General features: G+C 40.0%; 15 protein-coding genes. 6 read left to right on the top strand and 9 right to left on the bottom strand.

Going from position 1 to position 20,249, the window contains the following annotated elements:
- Window positions 1–3: 3 nt before the first annotated feature.
- The 5 genes from KP710_RS06320 to KP710_RS06300 form a co-directional block, all read right to left on the bottom strand.
- A complete protein-coding gene (locus tag KP710_RS06320) occupies window positions 4–450 on the bottom strand; it encodes a hypothetical protein (protein ID WP_046939701.1) in 447 nt (148 codons plus the stop codon).
- Window positions 450–830: a hypothetical protein gene (locus tag KP710_RS06315; RefSeq protein WP_215771010.1), complete on the bottom strand. Its 381-nt coding sequence runs from the start codon at window positions 828–830 to the stop codon at window positions 450–452. The genes KP710_RS06320 and KP710_RS06315 overlap by 1 nt, the downstream gene beginning before the upstream one ends.
- Before the next feature lies 1 nt (window position 831).
- A complete protein-coding gene (locus tag KP710_RS06310) occupies window positions 832–1,092 on the bottom strand; it encodes a hypothetical protein (RefSeq protein ID WP_215771009.1) in 261 nt (86 codons plus the stop codon).
- A 57-nt stretch (window positions 1,093–1,149) separates the two neighbouring features.
- Window positions 1,150–2,058, bottom strand: coding sequence for a glycine--tRNA ligase subunit alpha (gene glyQ, locus KP710_RS06305; RefSeq protein ID WP_005635052.1), 909 nt, complete (start codon window positions 2,056–2,058; stop codon window positions 1,150–1,152).
- Between the two features lie 152 nt (window positions 2,059–2,210).
- Complete coding sequence (locus KP710_RS06300) at window positions 2,211–7,751, bottom strand: S6 family peptidase (RefSeq protein WP_215771008.1); 5,541 nt, start codon at window positions 7,749–7,751, stop codon at window positions 2,211–2,213.
- A gap of 352 nt (window positions 7,752–8,103) precedes the next feature.
- Between KP710_RS06300 and KP710_RS06295 the strand changes: the two genes are divergently transcribed.
- The 4 genes from KP710_RS06295 to KP710_RS06280 all read left to right on the top strand — a co-directional run bounded on the left by KP710_RS06295 (window position 8,104) and on the right by KP710_RS06280 (window position 12,645).
- Entirely contained in the window at window positions 8,104–10,044 is a 1,941-nt protein-coding gene (locus KP710_RS06295; protein ID WP_215771007.1) for a TonB-dependent receptor plug domain-containing protein, read from the top strand.
- A 73-nt stretch (window positions 10,045–10,117) separates the two neighbouring features.
- Window positions 10,118–10,903: a substrate-binding domain-containing protein gene (locus KP710_RS06290; RefSeq protein ID WP_215771006.1), complete on the top strand. Its 786-nt coding sequence runs from the start codon at window positions 10,118–10,120 to the stop codon at window positions 10,901–10,903.
- 27 nt (window positions 10,904–10,930) lie between these two features.
- The gene (locus tag KP710_RS06285; protein WP_215771005.1) at window positions 10,931–11,908 is read left to right on the top strand and encodes a FecCD family ABC transporter permease; all 978 of its coding nucleotides are present in this window, start codon (window positions 10,931–10,933) and stop codon (window positions 11,906–11,908) included.
- Window positions 11,908–12,645 (top strand): ABC transporter ATP-binding protein, encoded by a 738-nt coding sequence (locus KP710_RS06280; RefSeq protein WP_118777186.1) that lies wholly within the window; start codon window positions 11,908–11,910, stop codon window positions 12,643–12,645. Before KP710_RS06285 ends, KP710_RS06280 begins: the two co-directional genes overlap by 1 nt.
- Window positions 12,646–12,709: 64 nt before the next feature.
- On the opposite strand, the gene KP710_RS06275 is transcribed toward KP710_RS06280, so the two are convergent.
- The 4 genes from KP710_RS06275 to metH all read right to left on the bottom strand — a co-directional run bounded on the left by KP710_RS06275 (window position 12,710) and on the right by metH (window position 18,570).
- Window positions 12,710–13,177 (bottom strand): hypothetical protein, encoded by a 468-nt coding sequence (locus KP710_RS06275; protein WP_118777185.1) that lies wholly within the window; start codon window positions 13,175–13,177, stop codon window positions 12,710–12,712.
- Window positions 13,178–13,470: 293 nt separating this feature from the next.
- Complete coding sequence (locus KP710_RS06270) at window positions 13,471–14,334, bottom strand: hypothetical protein (protein ID WP_215771004.1); 864 nt, start codon at window positions 14,332–14,334, stop codon at window positions 13,471–13,473.
- Window positions 14,300–14,809 (bottom strand): hypothetical protein, encoded by a 510-nt coding sequence (locus KP710_RS06265; RefSeq protein WP_215771003.1) that lies wholly within the window; start codon window positions 14,807–14,809, stop codon window positions 14,300–14,302. Before KP710_RS06265 ends, KP710_RS06270 begins: the two co-directional genes overlap by 35 nt.
- A 71-nt stretch (window positions 14,810–14,880) precedes the next feature.
- A complete protein-coding gene (metH, locus tag KP710_RS06260) occupies window positions 14,881–18,570 on the bottom strand; it encodes a methionine synthase (RefSeq protein ID WP_215771002.1) in 3,690 nt (1,229 codons plus the stop codon).
- A gap of 232 nt (window positions 18,571–18,802) precedes the next feature.
- On the opposite strand from metH, the gene KP710_RS06255 reads away from it, so the two are divergent.
- Together KP710_RS06255 and KP710_RS06250 are read left to right on the top strand one after the other, a co-directional pair.
- Window positions 18,803–19,912, top strand: coding sequence for a transglutaminase-like domain-containing protein (locus tag KP710_RS06255; RefSeq protein WP_111407707.1), 1,110 nt, complete (start codon window positions 18,803–18,805; stop codon window positions 19,910–19,912).
- Window positions 19,887–20,249 (top strand): hypothetical protein, encoded by a 363-nt coding sequence (locus KP710_RS06250; RefSeq protein ID WP_165818744.1) that lies wholly within the window; start codon window positions 19,887–19,889, stop codon window positions 20,247–20,249. Before KP710_RS06255 ends, KP710_RS06250 begins: the two co-directional genes overlap by 26 nt.

The following is a 20,249-nucleotide window of genomic DNA, read 5'->3' as shown; positions in this document are numbered from 1 at the left end:
GACCTAATCATTTAATGTTGAAATTGAGCTATAAAAATTCAAGGCATATTTGGTGCCGTAAACTAACACCATAAATACTGCAACAATATTGACTACCGCAAAAAAGATTAGTTGTTTACTGTTGCTCTCCACCCAGAGCATTTTAAATAATGCGAGCGTACCAATATTTTCATCAAGTTCGCTCTCTCCGCTTAGTGTTCTTAAGGTTTTCAGCATCTCGCGTACAAAAGCGACAGTATTTATTGCCATGACGCTGAGTGCAATAAATCCAGAAGCGAGGCATAAAAACAGCACTGGTACATCACTCCACCCCCAATGTACCCAATCCAGCTCAGAAAACATAAATAATGCCAGTGATAAAAATAACACTGCAGGCGTTAAATTTCGTAGAAACATTAAATAGTCATCGCCAATTTTAAATAAAAATTGTAAAAAACTGACCTTCTTCATTACTTACTAATCTTCCAACTTGTCTTGGTTTTCATTAAACGCACTTTGCCATCTTTTGAGATATAGCCGCCTTTTACCACATCTAAAATCGTATTTTCAGGCAAATCAGACGCAAACACTTCAACCTGTTGCTTATCTTCCGAAAGAATGCCATAAACCGCTTGGGTTTTATTGGCAGGGTCGTCTAGCTTAATATCCGCCACATCAAACACTTGTACACAGGCTTTTTTCAAATAAGAATAAGACTGTCCCGCACTTGGTAAGCAACCGTGAGCATCTGTTTCACCGCCCACAGTTGGCATTTCAGCTTGTGGTTGCGCATTGCTACAAGCGGTCAAAATCATGGCAGAAGTTGCAAGAGCTAGTGTTTTTTTCATCACTTTAGAAAATCTCTTTTAATTTGGATTCATCTAAAACAACATCGCCATTTAGTAATAACAACGCAGGAATACCTAAATAGCCATTTGCTTTCGAGTTATCAAATTCTGCTCTGCTATCGCGTAAACGAATAAATTGTTTAAGATTAGGCAATGAAGTCATAATTTCTACTTCATCGTAATCCACACCTAAGCGATCCAACTCCGCGATAAATGGCGCGGTATCTGGGCATGTTTCTGCATAAAAAAGAATTGGTTTGCTCATTTTGCTCTCCTAAAGTGCGGTCAAATTTCACCGCACTTTTTGAATTACCTTTAAACGTTATTTTTTACAACCCGGGAACCCTAAGGCTTCACGGCTTGCATAATAGGCTTCCGCCACGCCTTTGGTTAAGGCTCGAATACGTAAAATATAGCGTTGGCGTTCGGTTACCGAAATTGCTTTACGCGCATCTAATAAGTTAAAGCTGTGTGCTGCTTTCAAAATACGTTCATAAGCAGGCAATGGTAACGGTTTTTCTAAGGCTAATAACTCTTGTGCCTCTTTTTCGTATTGATCGAAGCAGTAGAATAAGAAATCTGTGTTTGCGTATTCAAAGTTATAGGTTGATTGCTCAACTTCATTTTGATGGAAAACATCGCCATAAGTGGTTTTGCCTAATGGACCATCAGACCAAACTAAGTCATACACAGAATCGACGCCTTGAATGTACATGGCTAAACGCTCTAAACCGTAAGTCACTTCGCCCGTTACAGGTTTACATTCTAAACCGCCCACTTGTTGGAAATAGGTAAATTGAGTCACTTCCATGCCGTTTAGCCACACTTCCCAGCCCAAGCCCCATGCGCCTAAGGTTGGGTTTTCCCAGTTATCTTCTACGAAACGAATGTCGTTTTTGGTCGGATCGAAACCAAGCATTTCAAGGGAACCTAAATAAAGTTCTTGAATATTGTCCGGAGAGGGTTTAATCACCACTTGGAATTGATAGTAATGTTGTAAACGGTTTGGATTTTCGCCATAACGACCATCGGTCGGACGACGTGAAGGTTGAACATAAGCAAATGCCATCGGCTCTGGACCTAATGCACGTAATGCAGTCATTGGGTGAGAAGTCCCAGCGCCCACTTCCATATCAAAAGGTTGCACAATGGTGCAGCCTTGGTTTGCCCAATATTCTTGCAGGGCTAAAATCATACCTTGGAATGTTTTTACGTTAAATTTTGTGCTCATAATCGTTGATCTGATGTGATTAAAAATATTGGTATTATACTTGAATCCGTAAAACGGATAAAGGCGAAAAAATGCAGTTGAAAAGAATAAAAAAGAGGCTTTTACATTGTTTCAGTTACAACATAAAAGCCTCTTTAAGAACAGATCTTAGGCTACCAACAATACCCTAATTTCACACCAATTGTTCTCTGTTTACTTAATTGTGAACCTTGAGATTGAGTTGCATATACCGACATATGGAAATGCGAGATCTCACCACTTACACCCAATTCTTTTTGCCAATAACGCCCGAACTGTTGTTGTAAGGTCGCCTGATTGACTTTAGTTTGCACGCGAGCATTTGAAGCATCGACATAATTTACCGAGAAATACGGTTTAATTGTTACATTTTGAGCTGGTGTAAAGGTGTAATCTACTTTAGCCCCTGTAGTATAACTATTAAATGCTATTTTCGGTGTCTGAATATTTACACCTTCGTATTGGTAATTTTCTCCTTCAATAAAATGGCGATTTAAACCAAGATAAGGCTGAATACCTAATTCTCCTAAACGGAACTGATAGTTCGCATTAAGGCCATAACTCATCACACGACGATGAATTTTTTGGCTTTGTTCACCTGAAATTTTACTTGAACTCACCCCATAACCCGCGTTGATACCCAGTTGCCAATCATGCCATTGATATTGTGCAAACGCAGACACCATCGTGAGATCCATCTGATTGGAGATCTGCTCATCAAAGGTATTATTAGCACGACCATGTGAGAAAATCCCCCCCATCCGTCCATTCTCAACTTTTTTCTGAACACCAATTTGGCGTAAATTCATATTTTGTTGATAAGCACGGAAATCATCTGAGTCATAACGTTTTTTATCTTGCGTAATATTCGTCCATACTGAAAGATCTGAATCCGAAACCAAAACTCTATCAAGCTCATGTTGAACTGAAAGTATGCTATTTGTCGTTGCAGACAATTCAGAAAGAGCACTATTTGAATAACGACTAATAAGCTCTTTTTGCTTGCGTGCCTCTTCAGCCTTACGAGCTTCTTCCACTTTGCGTGCTTCTTCGGCTTGACGTTTCTCTTCTGCGATACGTCTTTCTTCCGCTTTGCGTGCTTCTTCAGCTTTACGAGCCTCTTCGGCTTTACGTTGTTCTTCGGCTAAGCGTTTGGCTTCTTCCGCTTTACGAGCTTCTTCAGCCTTACGTGCCTCTTCAGCTTTGCGTGCTTCTTCTACTTTACGTGCCTCTTCAGCTTTACGTGCCTCTTCAGCTTTACGTGCCTCTTCAGCTTTGCGTGCTTCTTCTGATTTACGTGCTTCTTCTGCTTTACGGGCTTCTTCAGCTTTGCGTGCTTCTTCAGCTTTACGTGCCTCTTCAGCCTTGCGTCGCTCTTCAGCAAGACGTTTGGCTTCTTCCGCTTTACGAGCTTCTTCAGCCTTACGTGCTTCTTCTGCTTTACGGGCTTCTTCAGCTTTACGTGCTTCTTCCGCTTTACGAGCTTCTTCAGCCTTACGTGCCTCTTCAGCTTTGCGTGCTTCTTCAGCTTTACGAGCTTCTTCGGCTTTGCGTGCCTCTTCAGCCTTACGAGCTTCTTCAGCCTTACGAGCTTCTTCGACTTTGCGTGCCTCTTCAGCCTTACGAGCTTCTTCGGCTTTACGTGCCTCTTCAGCTTTGCGAGCTTCTTCGGCTTTGCGTTGCTCTTCCTTACGTGCTTCTTCGGCTTTGCGAGCTTCTTCAGCTACACGTTTTTCTTCCGCGATACGTTTTTCTTCCGCGATACGTTTCTCTTCAGCTACACGTTTCTCTTCCTCGATACGTTTTTCTTCCTCTTGACGGAATTGAGCAGTAACTGGCATAGTTTGCTCAATGGTTTGACGTTGTTGAGCATTTGCTTTGTAATGCTCTGCTTGCGTTTTATCTTGTTCGACTTTTGCTTGCTCTGCCGTTAATGCTTGAGTTTGTGCATTAGTGCTATTTTTAAGATTTTCGACCGCTTGTTGTTTAGCAATAACAGCTTGATTTGCCAGATTAAGAGCACTTAAGCTACTATTATTTTGCTCTGTTGCTTTTGCTTTTTCTTGAGCCGCGGTTGCTTTCTCTTGCTGTGTTTCTGCAAGATTAGTTTTGAAGGTTTGAGCCTCTTTATTTTGATTAGCTTGTTCTTCTAAGTCGCGTTCAAGTAATGCTTTTTTCGCTTTCAATTCTGCATTGTTAGCTTGTGCTTGTCGGAGAAGTTCTTCTGTGATGATAAGTTCCTCTTTCACGTCTTCAAGTGATAACACCATAAAATAGAAAGCCTGCTTTTCAGCCTGTAAAGATGCTCCTTTTTCAGATAACACTTTTTCCTCTTTAGCAACAGCAAGTGCTTTTTCTTGTTGCTGTTTTGTGAGATTAAGTTGTGTCAGTTTAGCTGTGGCAAACTCAATTTGAGCTTCCTCTTTCTTCACCTGTGCTGTAGCTAAAGCAATATTTGCTTTATCTAAAGCTTGAGCAGTTTCTAGGCTTTTAGCGGATTCGTACGCATTAATTGCAGTCTGTGCTTTTTCTTGAGCAGCTTGTACTGTAGCTTGTGCTTGGGTTAGTGCCATTTCTTTCTGATTTTGCACTTCCTGCGCTGCATTTTGGTTACGTTGAAGTGCTGCTAATTCCGTTTTTAATATGTTGAGATGGCTTTGATCAGGCAATGCTTCAGATAATACTGAACTTTTTGACCGCACTTTTTCTTCTTGAGCATGACGTTTTTCGGTTAATGCCGTTTTTTTCGCTAATAATTCGCTTAACTTTTGAGCTTCATTGGTTAAGTTTTGAGTTAACTCTTGTTCTTTAATTGGATTATATAGACGATATTCATTACCTTTTTTAATTAACTCATAACGCCAAGTACCTGCATCAACGTGTTGATTGGCTAAGGTAAAATTCAAGCCTGAATCTACCGCTTGTTTAAGGGTAACTAGTGTTAATTGTTCAAGTGTTGTGGGTTCAGCCCCCGTATTATGCACATTAAGCTTAAAGTCACCTTGTGCACGTCCATTAATTTGTAATTTATCGCCTAAATACTGGGTCAGATAAGTACGATAATTAAACGTCCCATTGCCACTTAAATTGCCATTGATCGTTAACGTATTAAATTGGCTATTGTTCGCTTGAGTAACAAAATCTGGGTTCAGCGTAATTTCGCTATTATTGAGTGCCAAACTACCTAAAGTAGTACTCGCTGGCATTGTCCAATTTGCATTGTCTAAATTAACCGTAGTGCTTTCTGCACCGCTAATTTGATGTGAAAAATGACTATTCGCTAAATTAAACTGAGCAGAATCTGATAATGTTACATTCCCCATTAATTGGGCATTATTCACGGTTGCATTCGCCTGATTAACAAGGTTTAACGAACCAGTTTGGGTTGCATGATGGCTTAATGTAAATTGACTCTGTTCGGTTAAATTCACGTTGCCAATTAAATCCACGAATCCTGATGCAACGAGGCTTGCGGTATTAGATAACTGCACGTTGCCATTTACTTTTGTTCTTGGTAATGAGTCGATTGTTTTCTGTTTCGTTAGATTTTCCGATTTACATTCTGTTAATCCCGTCCAATCTGAACGAATACACACCAAATTCTCTTGATTTGGCGTCACACCAAAAGTGGCTTTAGCATTATTACTTAATTGCCAATTACCATTAATTTCGGAAACATTACGAGAAACAATAGCTTTTCCACCTTGAATTTGAAAATTTTCAGCCTTAAAAGTGCGGTTGATCCAATCATCATCGATGATGACCTCTCCTCGCGTTGAACCTTCCATCTTGGCATGATTTTGATTTAAATGATTGTAAGCATGAGGCGTTGGACGACCGCTAAAAATTAAGTTACCGCCATTTTGGGTAATATTCCCTTTTAAATTTGTTCCACCTGATAGAAGGAAGTGATTATCTTTGTTAAGTGGATTGTAATTAACATTCAAACGTCCAGTATTTTTAGTATCATCTTTATCACCAAACCAACCATTAAAAGCAATATCACGTTTATTGGTTAAGTCGCCTCCTTGATTATTGGTAATATCACTGCCAGTAATGATAATTTCTGATGCTTGAGTTGCATTGTGGTTAACTAACATCGCTCCTTCGTCAGTATTTTGAATACGTTTGAAAGTCAATGAGTTACCATTAAGATCTAAACGACCACCACGGAAGCCGAAATAAATATTATTAGAATCAACTTGATCTGCACTATTTAGTTGAACAGTTGCTCTACCGCTTACAATGCCAACTTCTTTAAAGGCTTGTTTTTGACCCGATTCATCTGATTGTTGATCTAACACAACCAAACCATTACCGACACTCAAGCTTCCTAAGTTTTTCCCTTTACCATTAACAAGTAAGGTTCCCAGCCCAATTTTGGATAAGCGATCGCCTTCTGGATTATGCACCTGCCATTCAACAGTACTTTCTTCTCCAACAGAGACACCAGCGCCTTGCCAAGTTACGTTGTTATCACTTGGTTTAACAGCAAAATCCCCTTCAAAATATATACCACCAGCACCTTGATTGACCGTATTTTCGATAGTCAGTGTGCCTTTTCCCATATCCCCTAAGTAGATATTTTTACCATGATGTAATGCTGGCGACCATGGATTTGGCCCTTTATAAGTTGGCGATTCATCACCATTGTTTCCGCCACGAGAATCAAATGGTAAAGCGCTATTATACAAACCAATGGTTTGGGTACGTCTGCCATTTTGCGTAATGGTGCCATTCCCATCTCGGGTTGTTTTTAATGTGTAATTTGCGTTATTTAAAAAGAATCTAGCAGCAAGATCTTGCTCAAGAACCTCTTCAAGATAATCTTGGCGCGCAATTTGATATCCATTACCCACCGCAGCATAAGGATGCCCTTCACGTAGTACACCATTTAATAGCCATTTTCCATGTTCCTTATCATAAATAAAGAAAGGAGAACCACTATCACCTTGAGCACCTGCAATTGGCAATGGGCCATATTCATTAGGGGTTTGCACACGGCCATTTAAATAGAGATGCCCATCTCCTGTGCCACCATTCATAAAGGTATTACCGCCTGTAAGCCAAGCACCGCCATAGGCTAAGTCTGCATTCGTATCATTGTTATCATCTTTCCAATATTGATGACCACTACCGACACGAACACGCATTGGATATTTTTTCAAATCGGTATAAACGCTCCCGTCCATACGAGAAACCATTTCAATCGGGGCAACTTCCGTGACAAATTTAGCTAGTCTTGGATGTTGATAGTCAGTCATATAACGGTGCGTACTATCATTTTTATAGTTATAACGCTTGACGACTTTATATTTGAAATTGTGTTGATCTGGATTATGTCCTGTCATCCCAAAATCAACATCTTGATAACCCACATTATGCGCAACACTGATTAACGTTTGATCACCGACCAACGTCGCATATCCACCTTTTGCTAGGGAAGATAAATCAGGCATCGGTACATCTTTCATCATCGTACCTAGCATTTCCCCTTTCTTGTTATAAACCTCAATATTCTGGGCTCCAACTGTGAACTTCCCTTTATTCTCAGCAAAATCACGATAATATTGGTAATTAATACCAAAATAAGTATGTCCTGCCCACGCTTGTGATGCTATCCCTAGTGAAATACAAGCGGTTAGAAAATTAAGACGAAATACATTTTTTTTCATAGAAATCACCTGAAAGAATGTTTCATATTACAAAAAGAATTAAACGATAAAGACACGGTTATTCCTGAAGGATTTAATTAAGCAATTAAAGGACGCTGGAGGAAGATAAAGTGTGGATTTATGTTAGAAGATAAATAGCTCAAAATAGGAATTCTAAACCATCATAATTCATTCAATAGTTTGAAACATTATACTTGAAAACGCAAGGCGGATAAAAGCGAAAAAGTGCGGTCAAAAAACGAATTTTTTTACAAAATAAACAGAATTTGTAAAGTAAATGAAAATTCTCAACTAGGAAATGAATTTCTATTGTGCCAAAATAGCGCACTTTTTTAAAAGAGGAACCAACTTAATGAAAACTAACTTAATTACTACCGCACTTTTATTGAGTGCATCTGCTTTTGTACAAGCTGAAACCAAAACAGAGCTTGAATCGATCAATGTATATTCAGCTTACGCAACGCCTGTAAACCAAGATCAAACTGCATCATCAGTCACCGTATTAACAGAAAAAGATTTTGCAGCTCGTAATGCAACTTATGTAAGTGATGTGTTGAAGACTATGCCGGGTGTGGCGATGGGGGCTAGTGGTGGACGTGGCGCACTAACAAGCCTTTTCTTGCGTGGTGCAAATTCAAAGCATACTGCGGTCATTATTGACGGCATTCGCGTTAATCCTGCAGATGCTAACTTTGATTTTGGTGGTTTAGCATTAAGTAACATTGAACAAATCGAAGTGTTACGTGGCGAACAATCTTCACTTTGGGGTAGTGATGCCATGGGTGGCGTTGTTTATATCACCACAAAAAACGGATTATATAAAGACAAAGAATTTAACGTCGATTTTGACTTAGGCACAGGTTCACATCGCACCCGTGATGGCTCTGTTACCCTTTCTGGTCAGCATCATGGTCTTTACTATGCTCTTCATGGCGATAGCCATCGTACGCAAGGGATTTCTGCGCGCAGCGAACGCGTATTTAATTATACGAGCGTATCCGGCGGTAAAAGCATAAATGTGCCGGCAACTGAAAAGGATGGCTTCCACCGTGATAATGTGTCTATGCGTTTAGGTTTTGATGATGGTAAAAAAGGCGTTGATTTTCTTGCCTCACATTCATCTCAAACCGTTCATTTTGATAATAGTGCAGAGCACGAAAGAAAATTTGATGACAATACCCGTACACGCGAAACTCGCTATAAATTAAGCGGTTATTTTGGTAATGCAGAAGATTTATTCGTGCATAAAGCGGCGGTAAGTCACGTTAAAACGGATGCAGATACTGCACAATATCAAAGTTGGGCTTCCGCTATTGGTAAAACAGAATACGACAGCAAAAAGTTGAATACGAACTATCAACTTGATATTAACTTCGACCGTGAAGGTGAAGTCAAACAAGCCGTCAGCGTCTTAGCGGATTACCAAAATACAAAATATATTGCTTCCGCTTACAATTTTGCTGAGAAAAAATTAACAGAGAAAAGTGTTGCCGCAGAGTACCGTTTATTTACCGAAGCCGACCACAGTCTTTCTGTCAGTGGTCGTTATACTGACAATAGCTTATTTGAAAATGCCTTCACTGCGCGTCTTGCCAGTGCTTATCGCCTCTCGCCAAATGTAAAAGCGCACGCTAGTTTGGGTAAAGCTATTCATAATCCAACCATGTCCGAATATTACGGTTGGGGTGGTACTTGGTTAGCTAACCCGAACTTGAAAGCAGAAAAAAGTTTGGGGGGAGAATTTGGTGTCTTACTTGAAACCGATGATAAGCGTCATAGCTTGGATACGACCTATTTTGCCCGTAATGTAAATAACTTTTTAAGTGACGAAAATTCCCTTACCGGCAATTACATGAATCCAACAAATCGTGCAGTAAACCGCGATGGTAAGACGAAGATCAAAGGCGTAGAAGTGGCGTATAACGGTAAATTTACCGATAGCCTTTCAGGTTATGCAAACTATACTTACACCTATATTAAATCTGAAAATGATCAATATGGTTTAAATTATGTTCGTCGTCCGAAACACACAGGAAACCTAGGGCTAGCTTATCAAATCACGGAAAAATTAGGTTCTGACGTGAATGTTTCTTATGTGGGTAAACGTCTTGATTCTGGCGATTTCAAAATGCCATCCTACACTTTGGCAAACTTAGGCGTGAACTATAAAGTGGCGGATAGCTTGACGATTTATGCAAATCTTAACAACGTATTCAATAAAAAATACGAAAACATTGTAGGCTATGGTCAAGACGGACGTAATGTTTACGTTGGATTGAAAGGATCGTTCTAATTATTATCCACTAATAAGGGCGTGCTTAGCACGCCTTTTTACATTCTTGATGACGTAGCGTATCATTATCTATATGCAAAAAAACCGTTTGATTTTAACCGCACTTTTCTTGCCATTGACTTCGTATGCGTCGGAGCAATTTGTCTCGCTTACGCTTTGTAGCGATCGTCTTTTGTCGGAAATTGCACGCCCTGAGCAAATTGCTGCGCAGTCACCTTATTCTAAAAATCCCTTGATGATGTTGGATAAACTCAATGTGGATAAGCCAACACTTGAGCCACAACTCACCGCATTATTGCCCTATCTCGATAAAACGTTTCTTATCAATGAAACCTTTTATCCACAACTTGTAGCAGATTTGAAAAAACTCGGGGCAAAAATTGAGCCAATTAATGACACGCCACAAACGGCAGAAGAATTATTTGCTCTAATATTGCACTTGGGCAAACTCACGGGTAACGAAATGCATGTGAAATCTTTAATCGATAAACTTAAATTACAAGATTCTCGCCTCAATCTATCACTCACTGACACATTAATACTTTCAGATACAGGCATTGTAGAAACTTATACGCCACAGTATCCCACTTTACTTAACTTGCTAGGCTTAACCCCGCTAAAAACACCGCTTACGGCAGAAAATTTTTCTCTTGAAAAAGTGTTACGAGCTGAACCAAACGTGTTGATTGAAATCAGCGACCAACAAAGTTATAACGAGCAAGCGGAATTGCTTAAACATCCACTTTTGCAAAATCTTTTTAAAAATCGACCGCACTTTCGTATTCCAATGAAATATACTTATTGCTTTGATCACGGCGTGTGGCAAGGGGCGGAGAAGATTTATCAACAGTTAAAATGATATTTGGATTACATAGGAAATTGTTCATTGACCAAAACACTAAAATTAAATACCGCACTTTTCTTAGCGTTGCTGTTAATTAGCGGGTTTGCGATTTATCATCAGCTAGGCGATTTTGCCCATCTCAAAAATGCCGATGGTGTGCTCACGGATATGCGCTCGCTCGTATTGCTTGATATTCGCCTACCGCGCATCGGATTAGCCATTTTAACTGGCGCAAGCCTTGCTTTAGCGGGCAATGCAATGCAGGGGATATTTCAAAATCCACTGGCAAGTCCTGGATTATTGGGAAGTAGTGCCGGTGCAACCACCACCAGTGTCTTTTTGCTTTACTATTTTTCCGTACCCTTAAGTCTGTTGCTTATTGGCGGTGTAGCTGGCGCGTTATCTAGTTTTTTATTGGTTTATTTAATCGCTAAAAATCATGGCACAACGGCGATGATTTTAAGTGGTTTAGCCGTCAATATGTTGCTCTCTGCTGCTGTTGCATTACTACTTTCGAACGCAGAAAGCCCGTGGGCGTTAGCTGAACTCTACCGATGGCTACAAGGTTCTCTTGTGTGGGCAAAACTTGATACGCTACTCATTTCATTTCCAATCGTATTATTGGGATTGTTCTGTTTATATCGTGAACGCCGCTATATTGACTTGCTCACCTTCGGTGAAGAAACCGCGAGCACAATGGGCGTAAATCCTAAACGTAGCTTTTTCGTCACGACCTTTGGCGTGGCATTATTAGTGGGTGCAACGATTCCGCAAACTGGCACTATCGGTTTTGTTGGCTTAATCGCACCGCACTTTGCTCGCTTATTGCTAAAAAAACGTCCTTCGCAACTTTACATCACAAGTGCATTACTTGGCGCATTATTGCTACTTATTGCGGATCTTTGCGTGCAATATATTCCAGTCTTCTCACATATTTATATTGGCACGCTCATCGCAATCATTGGCGCACCTTGCTTAATTTGGATTTTAATTACGGAGCAACGCAAGTTGGCAAGATAATGATTAGAATCGAAAACCTTTCTCAGCCTTATGGCTTAAACAACATCAGCTGCACGCTTCCTAAAGGAAAACTGATCGGTATTATGGGCGCAAACGGTGCCGGTAAATCAACTTTGCTCAAAACGATCGCAGGAATTTTACCTATTACAAAAGGTGAAATTTATTTTGGAAACAGCCCGTTAAGCAAAATGAGTACAGCTGAAAAAAGCCTGCAACTCGCTTATCTTGCGCAAGATACCAATATCCACTGGGATTTATCGGTTTATGATGTCATTGCTCTCGGCTTAAATTCGCCATTATCATCGGCAAAAGAGCGGTCAAAAATCACAGAGATTTCACAAAAATTTTCGATAGAACATTTGCTTAATAAACCCTTTCAGAAACTGTCAGGCGGAGAAAAAGCACGAGTCCAACTCGCTCGTTGTTGCATCAAAAATGCGCCGCTATTGCTTGCCGATGAACCTATCGCACCACTCGATCCCTATTATCAAATAGACATGATGGAACAATTAAAATCGCTCACGCCACAGCACACTTGTGTTGTAGCGATCCATCATTTATCCCTTGCATATAAATACTGTGATGAAGTGATTTTGCTCGACAAGGGCAAAATCATTGCAACTGGCAAAACACAATCGGTGCTAAATTCAGCGAATCTTGCACAAGCCTTTGATATAAGTGTGAAATTTGATGTAGAAAGAAGAGAGATTTATGGAATAGAGAAATTGGAAACCTAATTCCAATTTCTCATTTTGCTGAAAGCAAAAGTTATTTTCGAGAAAAATTAACCGCCCTTACAAATCAGCCCCCCTTACAAATCAACCAGGGAACTTGCTTGCCTTGTTGATTCTTGTAGTAAATTGAACTTTGAGATCGCGCGATTAAATCCACATAACTTCCTTGAATCGGATCATACGAACGATAAACCACTTCAAATTTTGTACCGCGCGCATTCAGTGTCAGCGTATATGAATGATCAAAAGGCACCGACTTACCATTATCTAACTGGAAATAAAACCCGAAGTTATCTTTCATACGGCTTTCACGCGACAGAGGGAAATAAGTCGTTAAATGAGAAATTCCCCCAGTTTCTTTATTATTACAACGATAATGATATGGCTTGTAATTAACAGAATTATTTAACTCAGCTTGGCTAATATTATTCTTTAAAAATCGAGATTTAACCGTCTTCTTCGGCTGATGTGTTGTGGTACAAGCAAATAAACTCACAAGAGCCCCCACAAACAATGCCATCTTTAATTTATTCATAAATACAAAATTCCGAGAAATAAGAAAGCGCGTATGATAGCGGAAATTGGGGATTGTGCAACTAGGCTTTAAAGTTAATAACAAACGGAAGTAAATGAAATTATGGTGGATTAGTTGTGACAGTAAATCCAAAAACACTGAAAATTTTCACCGCACTTTTTTGTGTTTAACGCTTATGACAGTGCGTGTTTCCTAACGCGTGCCTTGGAAATTAAATAAAGTGCGGTAAGTTTTTGGAGTGTTTTTTTATTGAAGTTAGGCACACGCTGGTAAGCGTGCGCCATCTTTTTAAATTATGAGTATTTTTTCTGATAAAGATAATCAGATATTTTTAATCCAATACTTAAGTGGGTATCCAATTTATTTTTTATATCTTGATTGTATGGAATTATTTGCATATGAGGAATTAAGCAACCATTTTTTCTCTGACAACACATTAGATATGATAGTCCAGAACCACAAGGACAAAGACTGTCAGAAGATTCAGTAATGAATTTCTTTGGAATAAATTCTTTTGTGTAATTTATATCCCAATATTGAAATGGTGTATTTAATGTATTTAGTATCATATTTAGCCCTGAAAAATTCTTATTTTTTCCTTCAGGATCTATGACATTGCTTTTCATTACCGGATTTTTAACAATAGCGATGCCAATAAGCTCAAGCTCTTCAACAGTACAGTAGCATATTTCTCCGGAGTATAATTCTCCAATAATATGTTTGCAATTTCCTCTTGGAGAAATTATTTCATTGCAAATACTACATCTAACTTTTTTATGTATAAATTCGGGGCTTGTAAAGAGTTTATACGGATATATAGCCTGCCATCTTTTTACCTGAAATTTTAAAAAATGGAAATAATAGTTATCCTTTATCTTTTCACTAGCATGTCGGTCTAACTCATTAATCTTTAGTTCGCATTTTTCTAAAGTACACCAAGCATAATAGTATTGTTTTTTATATAATGATTCTATAAATATTAAATAGAAGTTTTGAGCTAGAAAGATAGTCTTTATTTCCCACATTTCATTTGCTAGATGTTCATTGTTTTTATTTGCTTTTATTTTATTGTTAATGTCATTAATTAGATTTATCTCTATTTTTTTGTTATATTTTCTATTTTTAAATTTGGTTAGTTGCTTTATGATCTCCATCATTTTTCACATCTTCTTTTTTTAAGTTAAACTGATCTTTTAATTTAATGAAATTATCAATGTTTCCTTTGTAATCTAGTTGATAGTTGCCATTTTCTTTTTCAACTATTATAGATATAGAAACTTCATCATCTACAGAAGTCTTCAGATTATCTGAAAAATAGTTAATTACGAGTCCAACTAGAACTGGTAATACAAACTCTTTAACTAAAATAGTACCTAATCTAAACTCTCTAGAGTTTAATGAAACCCGCTTATAATCGTCATTATTTATACAAATATCTACAGATGCTTTATTTTGTTTTTTTACATATTTAAAAAAATCTTCAGCAGTTGTAAAAAAAATATAATTTATATCTTTATATTTTTTAATAGGTAAAAATAGAATATCACTATTCTTGACCCCTTCAACTAAGGAAGACTCTAGAGAAACTTCTTTTATCCAAGATTCTCTACTCTCATTTGTATGGGTAAACATTTATTTCTCCTATCTCATTTATGCATAAAAAATTATGCAATTAGATTGTTGTAATAAGAATCTTATACGTGTTACTTCATCGCCACACCCAACCATTTCATCATTTCTCTCTCATCCCAACCTTTACGTTTGGCATAATCTTGAGCTTGGTCTTCATCGATGCGACCTATAGTGAAATAGTTGCTTGCCGGGTGGGTGAAATACCAACCGCACACAGAAGCTGCCGGCCACATGGCGTAGCTTTCGGTGAGTTTCATACCGATGCGTTGTTCTACTTCTAATAAATCCCAAATTAAGGCTTTTTCCGTGTGTTCCGGGCAGCTTGGATAACCCGGAGCAGGGCGGATGCCGACATAGTTTTCATTGATTAACCCTTGGTTGTCGAATTCCTCTTGGGTGTAGCCCCAAATGCGGGTGCGCAGCTCGAAGTGCAGGTATTCTGCCATGGCTTCGGCGAGGCGGTCGCCCACAGCTTGTAGCAAGATGGCGTTGTAGTCATCGCCTACCGCTTTATAGCCTTCCACTAAATCCATTTCTTCAATGCCGGCGCATACGGCGAACATGCCGAACCAGTCTTTTTTACCGCTTTCGCGATCAGCAATAAAGTCGCTTAAAGCAAAGTTAAATGGGCTTTTGCTGTTTTTACCACGTTCCGTTTGTTGGCGTAAGCCATAAGCAGTGCCAATGGTTTGTGTGCGTTCTTCATCAGAAAATAGCACCACATCGTCGCCCACACGTTCCGCAGGGAAAATGCCTAAGATACCGCTTGGGTTGAGTTTGTGGTTTTGCTCTAATTCATCTAAAACGACTTGTGCATCGTTCCATACGCGACGGGCTTCTTCGCCGCCTTCCGGATAATCAAAGGCATCAGGGTAGCCGCCCATCAAGCCCCAAATACGGAAGAATGGTGACCAGTCGATAAATTTGCGTAGTTCGGCAATTGGCACGTTTTTAAATTCCACAATGCCCGTTTGTTTTGGCGTTGGCGGCACATAATCTGCCCATTCACCGCTAAAGCCGTCAAAGCGGTTTGCTCGTGCTTCTTCAATGCTAAGCTGTTTACGCAGTGGTTTACGGTTAGAGAAAGATTGCTGAATTTTCTCGTAATCTTTCTTGAATTGTTCCCACAATGCTACACGGCCTTCCGGGTTCATCAACGTGGCACATACCGTTACCGCACGGGAGGCGTTGGATGTATAGAACACACCATGTTGTTTATATTTTGGATAAAGTTTAATCGCAGTATGCTCTTTCGATGTAGTTGCCCCACCAATCAACACCGGCAAGTCCAAACCTAAGCGCGTCATTTCTCCGAGGAAGTATTCCATTTCATCAAGGGATGGCGTAATCAAACCGCTCAAGCCAATAATATCCGCCTTTTCATCAATGGCAGTTTGGATGATCTTGTCCGCTGGCACCATAACGCCTAAATCAATCACTTCAAAGTTATTACATTGCAACACCACGCTCACGATATTTTTGCCGATGTCATGCACATCGCCTTTCACAGTGGCAATCACCACTTTACCGTTACTAGAGCCTTTTTGTTTGGTGGCGTTGATAAACGGCTCTAAATACGCCACCGATTGTTTCATTACGCGTGCGGATTTCACCACTTGCGGCAGGAACATTTTGCCGTCGCCGAACAAATCACCCACCACGTCCATGCCTGCCATCAGCGGCCCTTCGATCACCTCTAACGGTGTTGGCAATTTTTGACGAGCCTCTTCGGTGTCTTCGATGATATGCGTAGTAATCCCTTTCACCAGAGCGTGTTTTAAGCGTTCTTCCACAGGCCACGTACGCCATTCAGCCACAGAATCTACCACACTTTCATCGTTGCCTTGGTTGCGATATTTTTCCGCAATATCTAATAAACGCTCTGTGCCATCCGGCGTGCGGTTCAAGACAGCGTCTTCAATCACATTGCGTAATTCCGGATCTAGATCATCGTAAATCGCGAGTTGGCCTGCGTTCACGATCCCCATGTCCATTCCTTGTTTGATGGCATGATAGAGAAAGACCGCGTGAATCGCTTCGCGCATCACGTTGTTACCGCGGAAAGAGAAAGACACGTTTGATACACCACCAGAAATTTTGGCGTGTGGCAAACTGCGTTTAATACGGCCTGTGGCGTTAATGAAATCCACGCCGTAGTTGTTGTGTTCTTCTATCCCCGTGCCAATCGCGAAAATATTCGGGTCGAAAATAATGTCTTCCGGTGGGAAGCCGACTTGGTTAACTAAGATGTTATAGGCACGGGTACAGATTTCCACTTTACGCTCTTCAGTATCAGCCTGCCCTACTTCATCAAATGCCATGACCACAACGGCTGCACCGTATTTACGCACCAATTTAGCCTGATGGATAAATTTTTCCTCGCCCTCTTTCAACGAGATAGAGTTCACAATCGGTTTACCTTGCACCGACTGTAAACCTGCCTCAATTACTTCCCATTTAGACGAGTCAATCATCACTGGCACTTTGGCTGCATCAGGTTCCGTCGCCATAATGTTGAGGAAACGGGTCATGCATTTTTTGCCGTCGAGCAAGGCTTCATCCATGTTCACGTCGATCACTTGCGCACCGTTTTCCACTTGGTCGATGGCAATTTCAATGGCTTCGGCAAATTTGTCTTCTTTAATTAAGCGTTTGAATTTCGCCGAACCCGTTACGTTATTGCGTTCGCCCACATTCACGAATAGGCTTTCATCATCAATATTGAGCGGCTCTAAACCCGATAAACGCATCGCGGTTTTGATTTGTGGCAATTTGCGTGGCGGGATATTTTCTACCGCCTCAGCAAAGGCTTTAATGTGTTCTGGTGTGGTGCCGCAACAACCGCCGATAATGTTCACAAAACCACTTTCTGCCCACTCTTTTAAGTGAGCTGCCATCTCTTCTGCCCCTAAATCATAACCACCAAAAGCATTTGGTAAGCCCGCGTTAGGATGCACAGAAACATAGGTTTCACTGATTTTTGAAAGCTGTTCTACATATTGGCGTAATTCTTTTGGACCTAAAGCACAGTTCAAACCGAATGTCAGTGGTTTAGCGTGACGGAGGGAATTATAGAAAGCCTCGGTAGTTTGCCCAGAAAGGGTACGCCCTGAAGCATCAGTAATGGTGCCGGAAATCATGATTGGTAATTCCACGCCTAATTCTTCGAATACGCTTTCAATAGCAAAAACTGCCGCTTTAGCGTTAAGCGTGTCGAAAATGGTTTCGATCATAATTAAATCCGCCCCACCTTCGATTAAGCCTTTTGTTGCTTGGGCATAAGCCTCCACTAACTCCATAAAAGTAACATTGCGGAAACCGGGATCATTAACATCGGGTGAAATGGAGGCTGTACGGTTTGTTGGGCCTAACACGCCCGCGACAAAGCGAGGTTTTTCTGATGTGCTATATTTATCTGCTGCCAAACGAGCTAATTTTGCGCCAACAAAATTGAGTTCATAAGCGATAGATTGCAAGTCATAATCCGCTTGAGCAATCGTAGTTGAACTAAAAGTATTGGTTTCAATAATATCGGCACCCGCTGCCAAATATTTCTCATGAATAGCGGAAATTAGCAGTGGCTGAGTCAATGTCAGTAAATCATTATTACCGCGTAAATCAACCGCACTTTCCTTAAACTTCTCGCCTCTAAAATCGGCTTCTGTCAGTTTATATTTTTGGATCATCGTCCCCATCGCACCGTCTAAAACGAGAATACGATTTTCTAGAGCTTGTTTAAGTTGAGCGGTTTTATTCACCATAATTATTTTGTTCCGTAAATCTTAATAAATAACGAGGGAATAATAGGTGTAAGGGCTAGGGGTGTCAAATGTTAGAAGGAAAGTGCGGTGGAAAATAAAGTATTTTTTATATAAGAAAAATAAAAAGTTTATGCAAAACGGTTGAATTATTGCTCAAAAATCCGTTAGCATAGTGGCGTATTAGTTTATCTAATATGTTAAGTTTAACTATTATTAACTAGAGGATCTCTTCATGAAGAAACTTATCGCAGTTGCGGTGCTTTCTGCATGTGGCTCGTTAGCTCATGCAAACACCAATATTCCAAACTACAATACAGACGCCCATCTTTACGAATTCACGCAAACCTACGATTTAGTTGCGCCAAAAGGCTCGCAAGGACAAACCAATTTATGGGTTCCATTGCCATTTAATGGAGAATACCAACAAGTGAAATCGATTCACTTTGAAGGTAATTACATGAATGCCTATGTAACAGAAAACAATAAATACGGTGCGAAAACCTTATTTGCAACTTGGGATAAAGATGCACAAAAACGTGATTTAAAAGTCACTATGGTCATTGAAACAAAAGACCGTGAACCGATGGTGAAAGGTGCTTTAGAGAATTATACTCCGCCAAAAGATATTCAGTATTCTGTAGATGTACAAGAATACTTAAAAGCTACTCCACATATTAAAACTGATGGCATTGTGAAAGAATTTGCTGACAAAATCGTAGGTAAAGAAACCAATCCATTGAAAAAAGCTGAGTTGATTCACCAATGGATCGTCAACAATATGGAACGTGATAATTCTGTTTTAGGTTGTGGTGACGGCGATGTAGAAAAAATTCTTACCACTGGCGTATTAAAAGGTAAATGTACCGATATTAACTCTGTATTTGTGGCGCTTGCTCGTGCGGCAGGCATCCCAGCCCGTGAAATTTTTGGTATTCGCTTAGGTGCGGCAGAGAAAATGGGCAAATATTCCAAAGGTGCTTTCGGTAGTGCAAATGAACAAGGCATCGCAAACGTAAGTGGTGGCCAACACTGTCGAGCTGAATTCTACCTTGCAGGGTTTGGATGGGTACCAGTTGATTCCGCAGACGTTGCCAAAATGCGTTTAGCAGAGAAAAAATCTGTTGAAGATAAAGATACACAAGCCGTAGCAAAATATTTGTTTGGTAACTGGGAAGCAAACTGGGTGGGATTTAATCATGCCCGTGACTTCGATTTATATCCACAACCAGAACTAGCTCCGATCAATAACTTCGGCTATCCGTATGCTGAAGTGGGTGGCGATCCGTTAAATTCCTTTGATCCAAAAGAATTTAAATATGACTACGTCTCTAAAAAACTCTAATAAATCCTTTTGGGTTGCCATAGCCACCGCACTTAGTGCCGCGGTGGCATCAACTTTGTGCTGTATTGCGCCATTAATCTATTTAGTATTTGGTGTGTCGTCCACTTGGTTGATTGGCTTAGGCGAATATGATTATTTGCGTATTCCTATGCTTATCGTTTCATTATGCGCTTTTGCCTATGGATTTTGGCTGTTGATGTTTTCCAAAAAAATCATTTGTAGCAAATATATTTCCCGTAAAAAACTCATCGTTTTATATTGGATTATATTTATCGTGATGATTTTTTTCTTAACCTATCCAACAATTTTGCCTTGGATTTTAGAATTAGCTAATTAG

This window comes from Haemophilus sp. SZY H35 (assembly GCF_018829705.1).
Lineage (GTDB): Bacteria > Pseudomonadota > Gammaproteobacteria > Enterobacterales > Pasteurellaceae > Haemophilus > Haemophilus haemolyticus_K.
This window is presented reverse-complemented; position numbering and strand designations above follow the sequence as displayed.

What these genes read in the sequence shown, in the direction of transcription:
- KP710_RS06320 (WP_046939701.1), bottom strand. Translation starts at nt 450, where the DNA reads ATGAAGAAGGTCAGTTTTTTACAATTTTTATTTAAAATTGGCGATGAC.
- KP710_RS06310 (WP_215771009.1), bottom strand. Translation starts at nt 1,092, where the DNA reads ATGAGCAAACCAATTCTTTTTTATGCAGAAACATGCCCAGATACCGCG.
- glyQ (WP_005635052.1), bottom strand. Translation starts at nt 2,058, where the DNA reads ATGAGCACAAAATTTAACGTAAAAACATTCCAAGGTATGATTTTAGCC.
- KP710_RS06300 (WP_215771008.1), bottom strand. Translation starts at nt 7,751, where the DNA reads ATGAAAAAAAATGTATTTCGTCTTAATTTTCTAACCGCTTGTATTTCA.
- KP710_RS06295 (WP_215771007.1), top strand. Translation starts at nt 8,104, where the DNA reads ATGAAAACTAACTTAATTACTACCGCACTTTTATTGAGTGCATCTGCT.
- KP710_RS06290 (WP_215771006.1), top strand. Translation starts at nt 10,118, where the DNA reads ATGCAAAAAAACCGTTTGATTTTAACCGCACTTTTCTTGCCATTGACT.
- KP710_RS06280 (WP_118777186.1), top strand. Translation starts at nt 11,908, where the DNA reads ATGATTAGAATCGAAAACCTTTCTCAGCCTTATGGCTTAAACAACATC.
- KP710_RS06275 (WP_118777185.1), bottom strand. Translation starts at nt 13,177, where the DNA reads ATGAATAAATTAAAGATGGCATTGTTTGTGGGGGCTCTTGTGAGTTTA.
- KP710_RS06270 (WP_215771004.1), bottom strand. Translation starts at nt 14,334, where the DNA reads ATGATGGAGATCATAAAGCAACTAACCAAATTTAAAAATAGAAAATAT.
- KP710_RS06265 (WP_215771003.1), bottom strand. Translation starts at nt 14,809, where the DNA reads ATGTTTACCCATACAAATGAGAGTAGAGAATCTTGGATAAAAGAAGTT.
- metH (WP_215771002.1), bottom strand. Translation starts at nt 18,570, where the DNA reads ATGGTGAATAAAACCGCTCAACTTAAACAAGCTCTAGAAAATCGTATT.
- KP710_RS06255 (WP_111407707.1), top strand. Translation starts at nt 18,803, where the DNA reads ATGAAGAAACTTATCGCAGTTGCGGTGCTTTCTGCATGTGGCTCGTTA.
- KP710_RS06250 (WP_165818744.1), top strand. Translation starts at nt 19,887, where the DNA reads ATGACTACGTCTCTAAAAAACTCTAATAAATCCTTTTGGGTTGCCATA.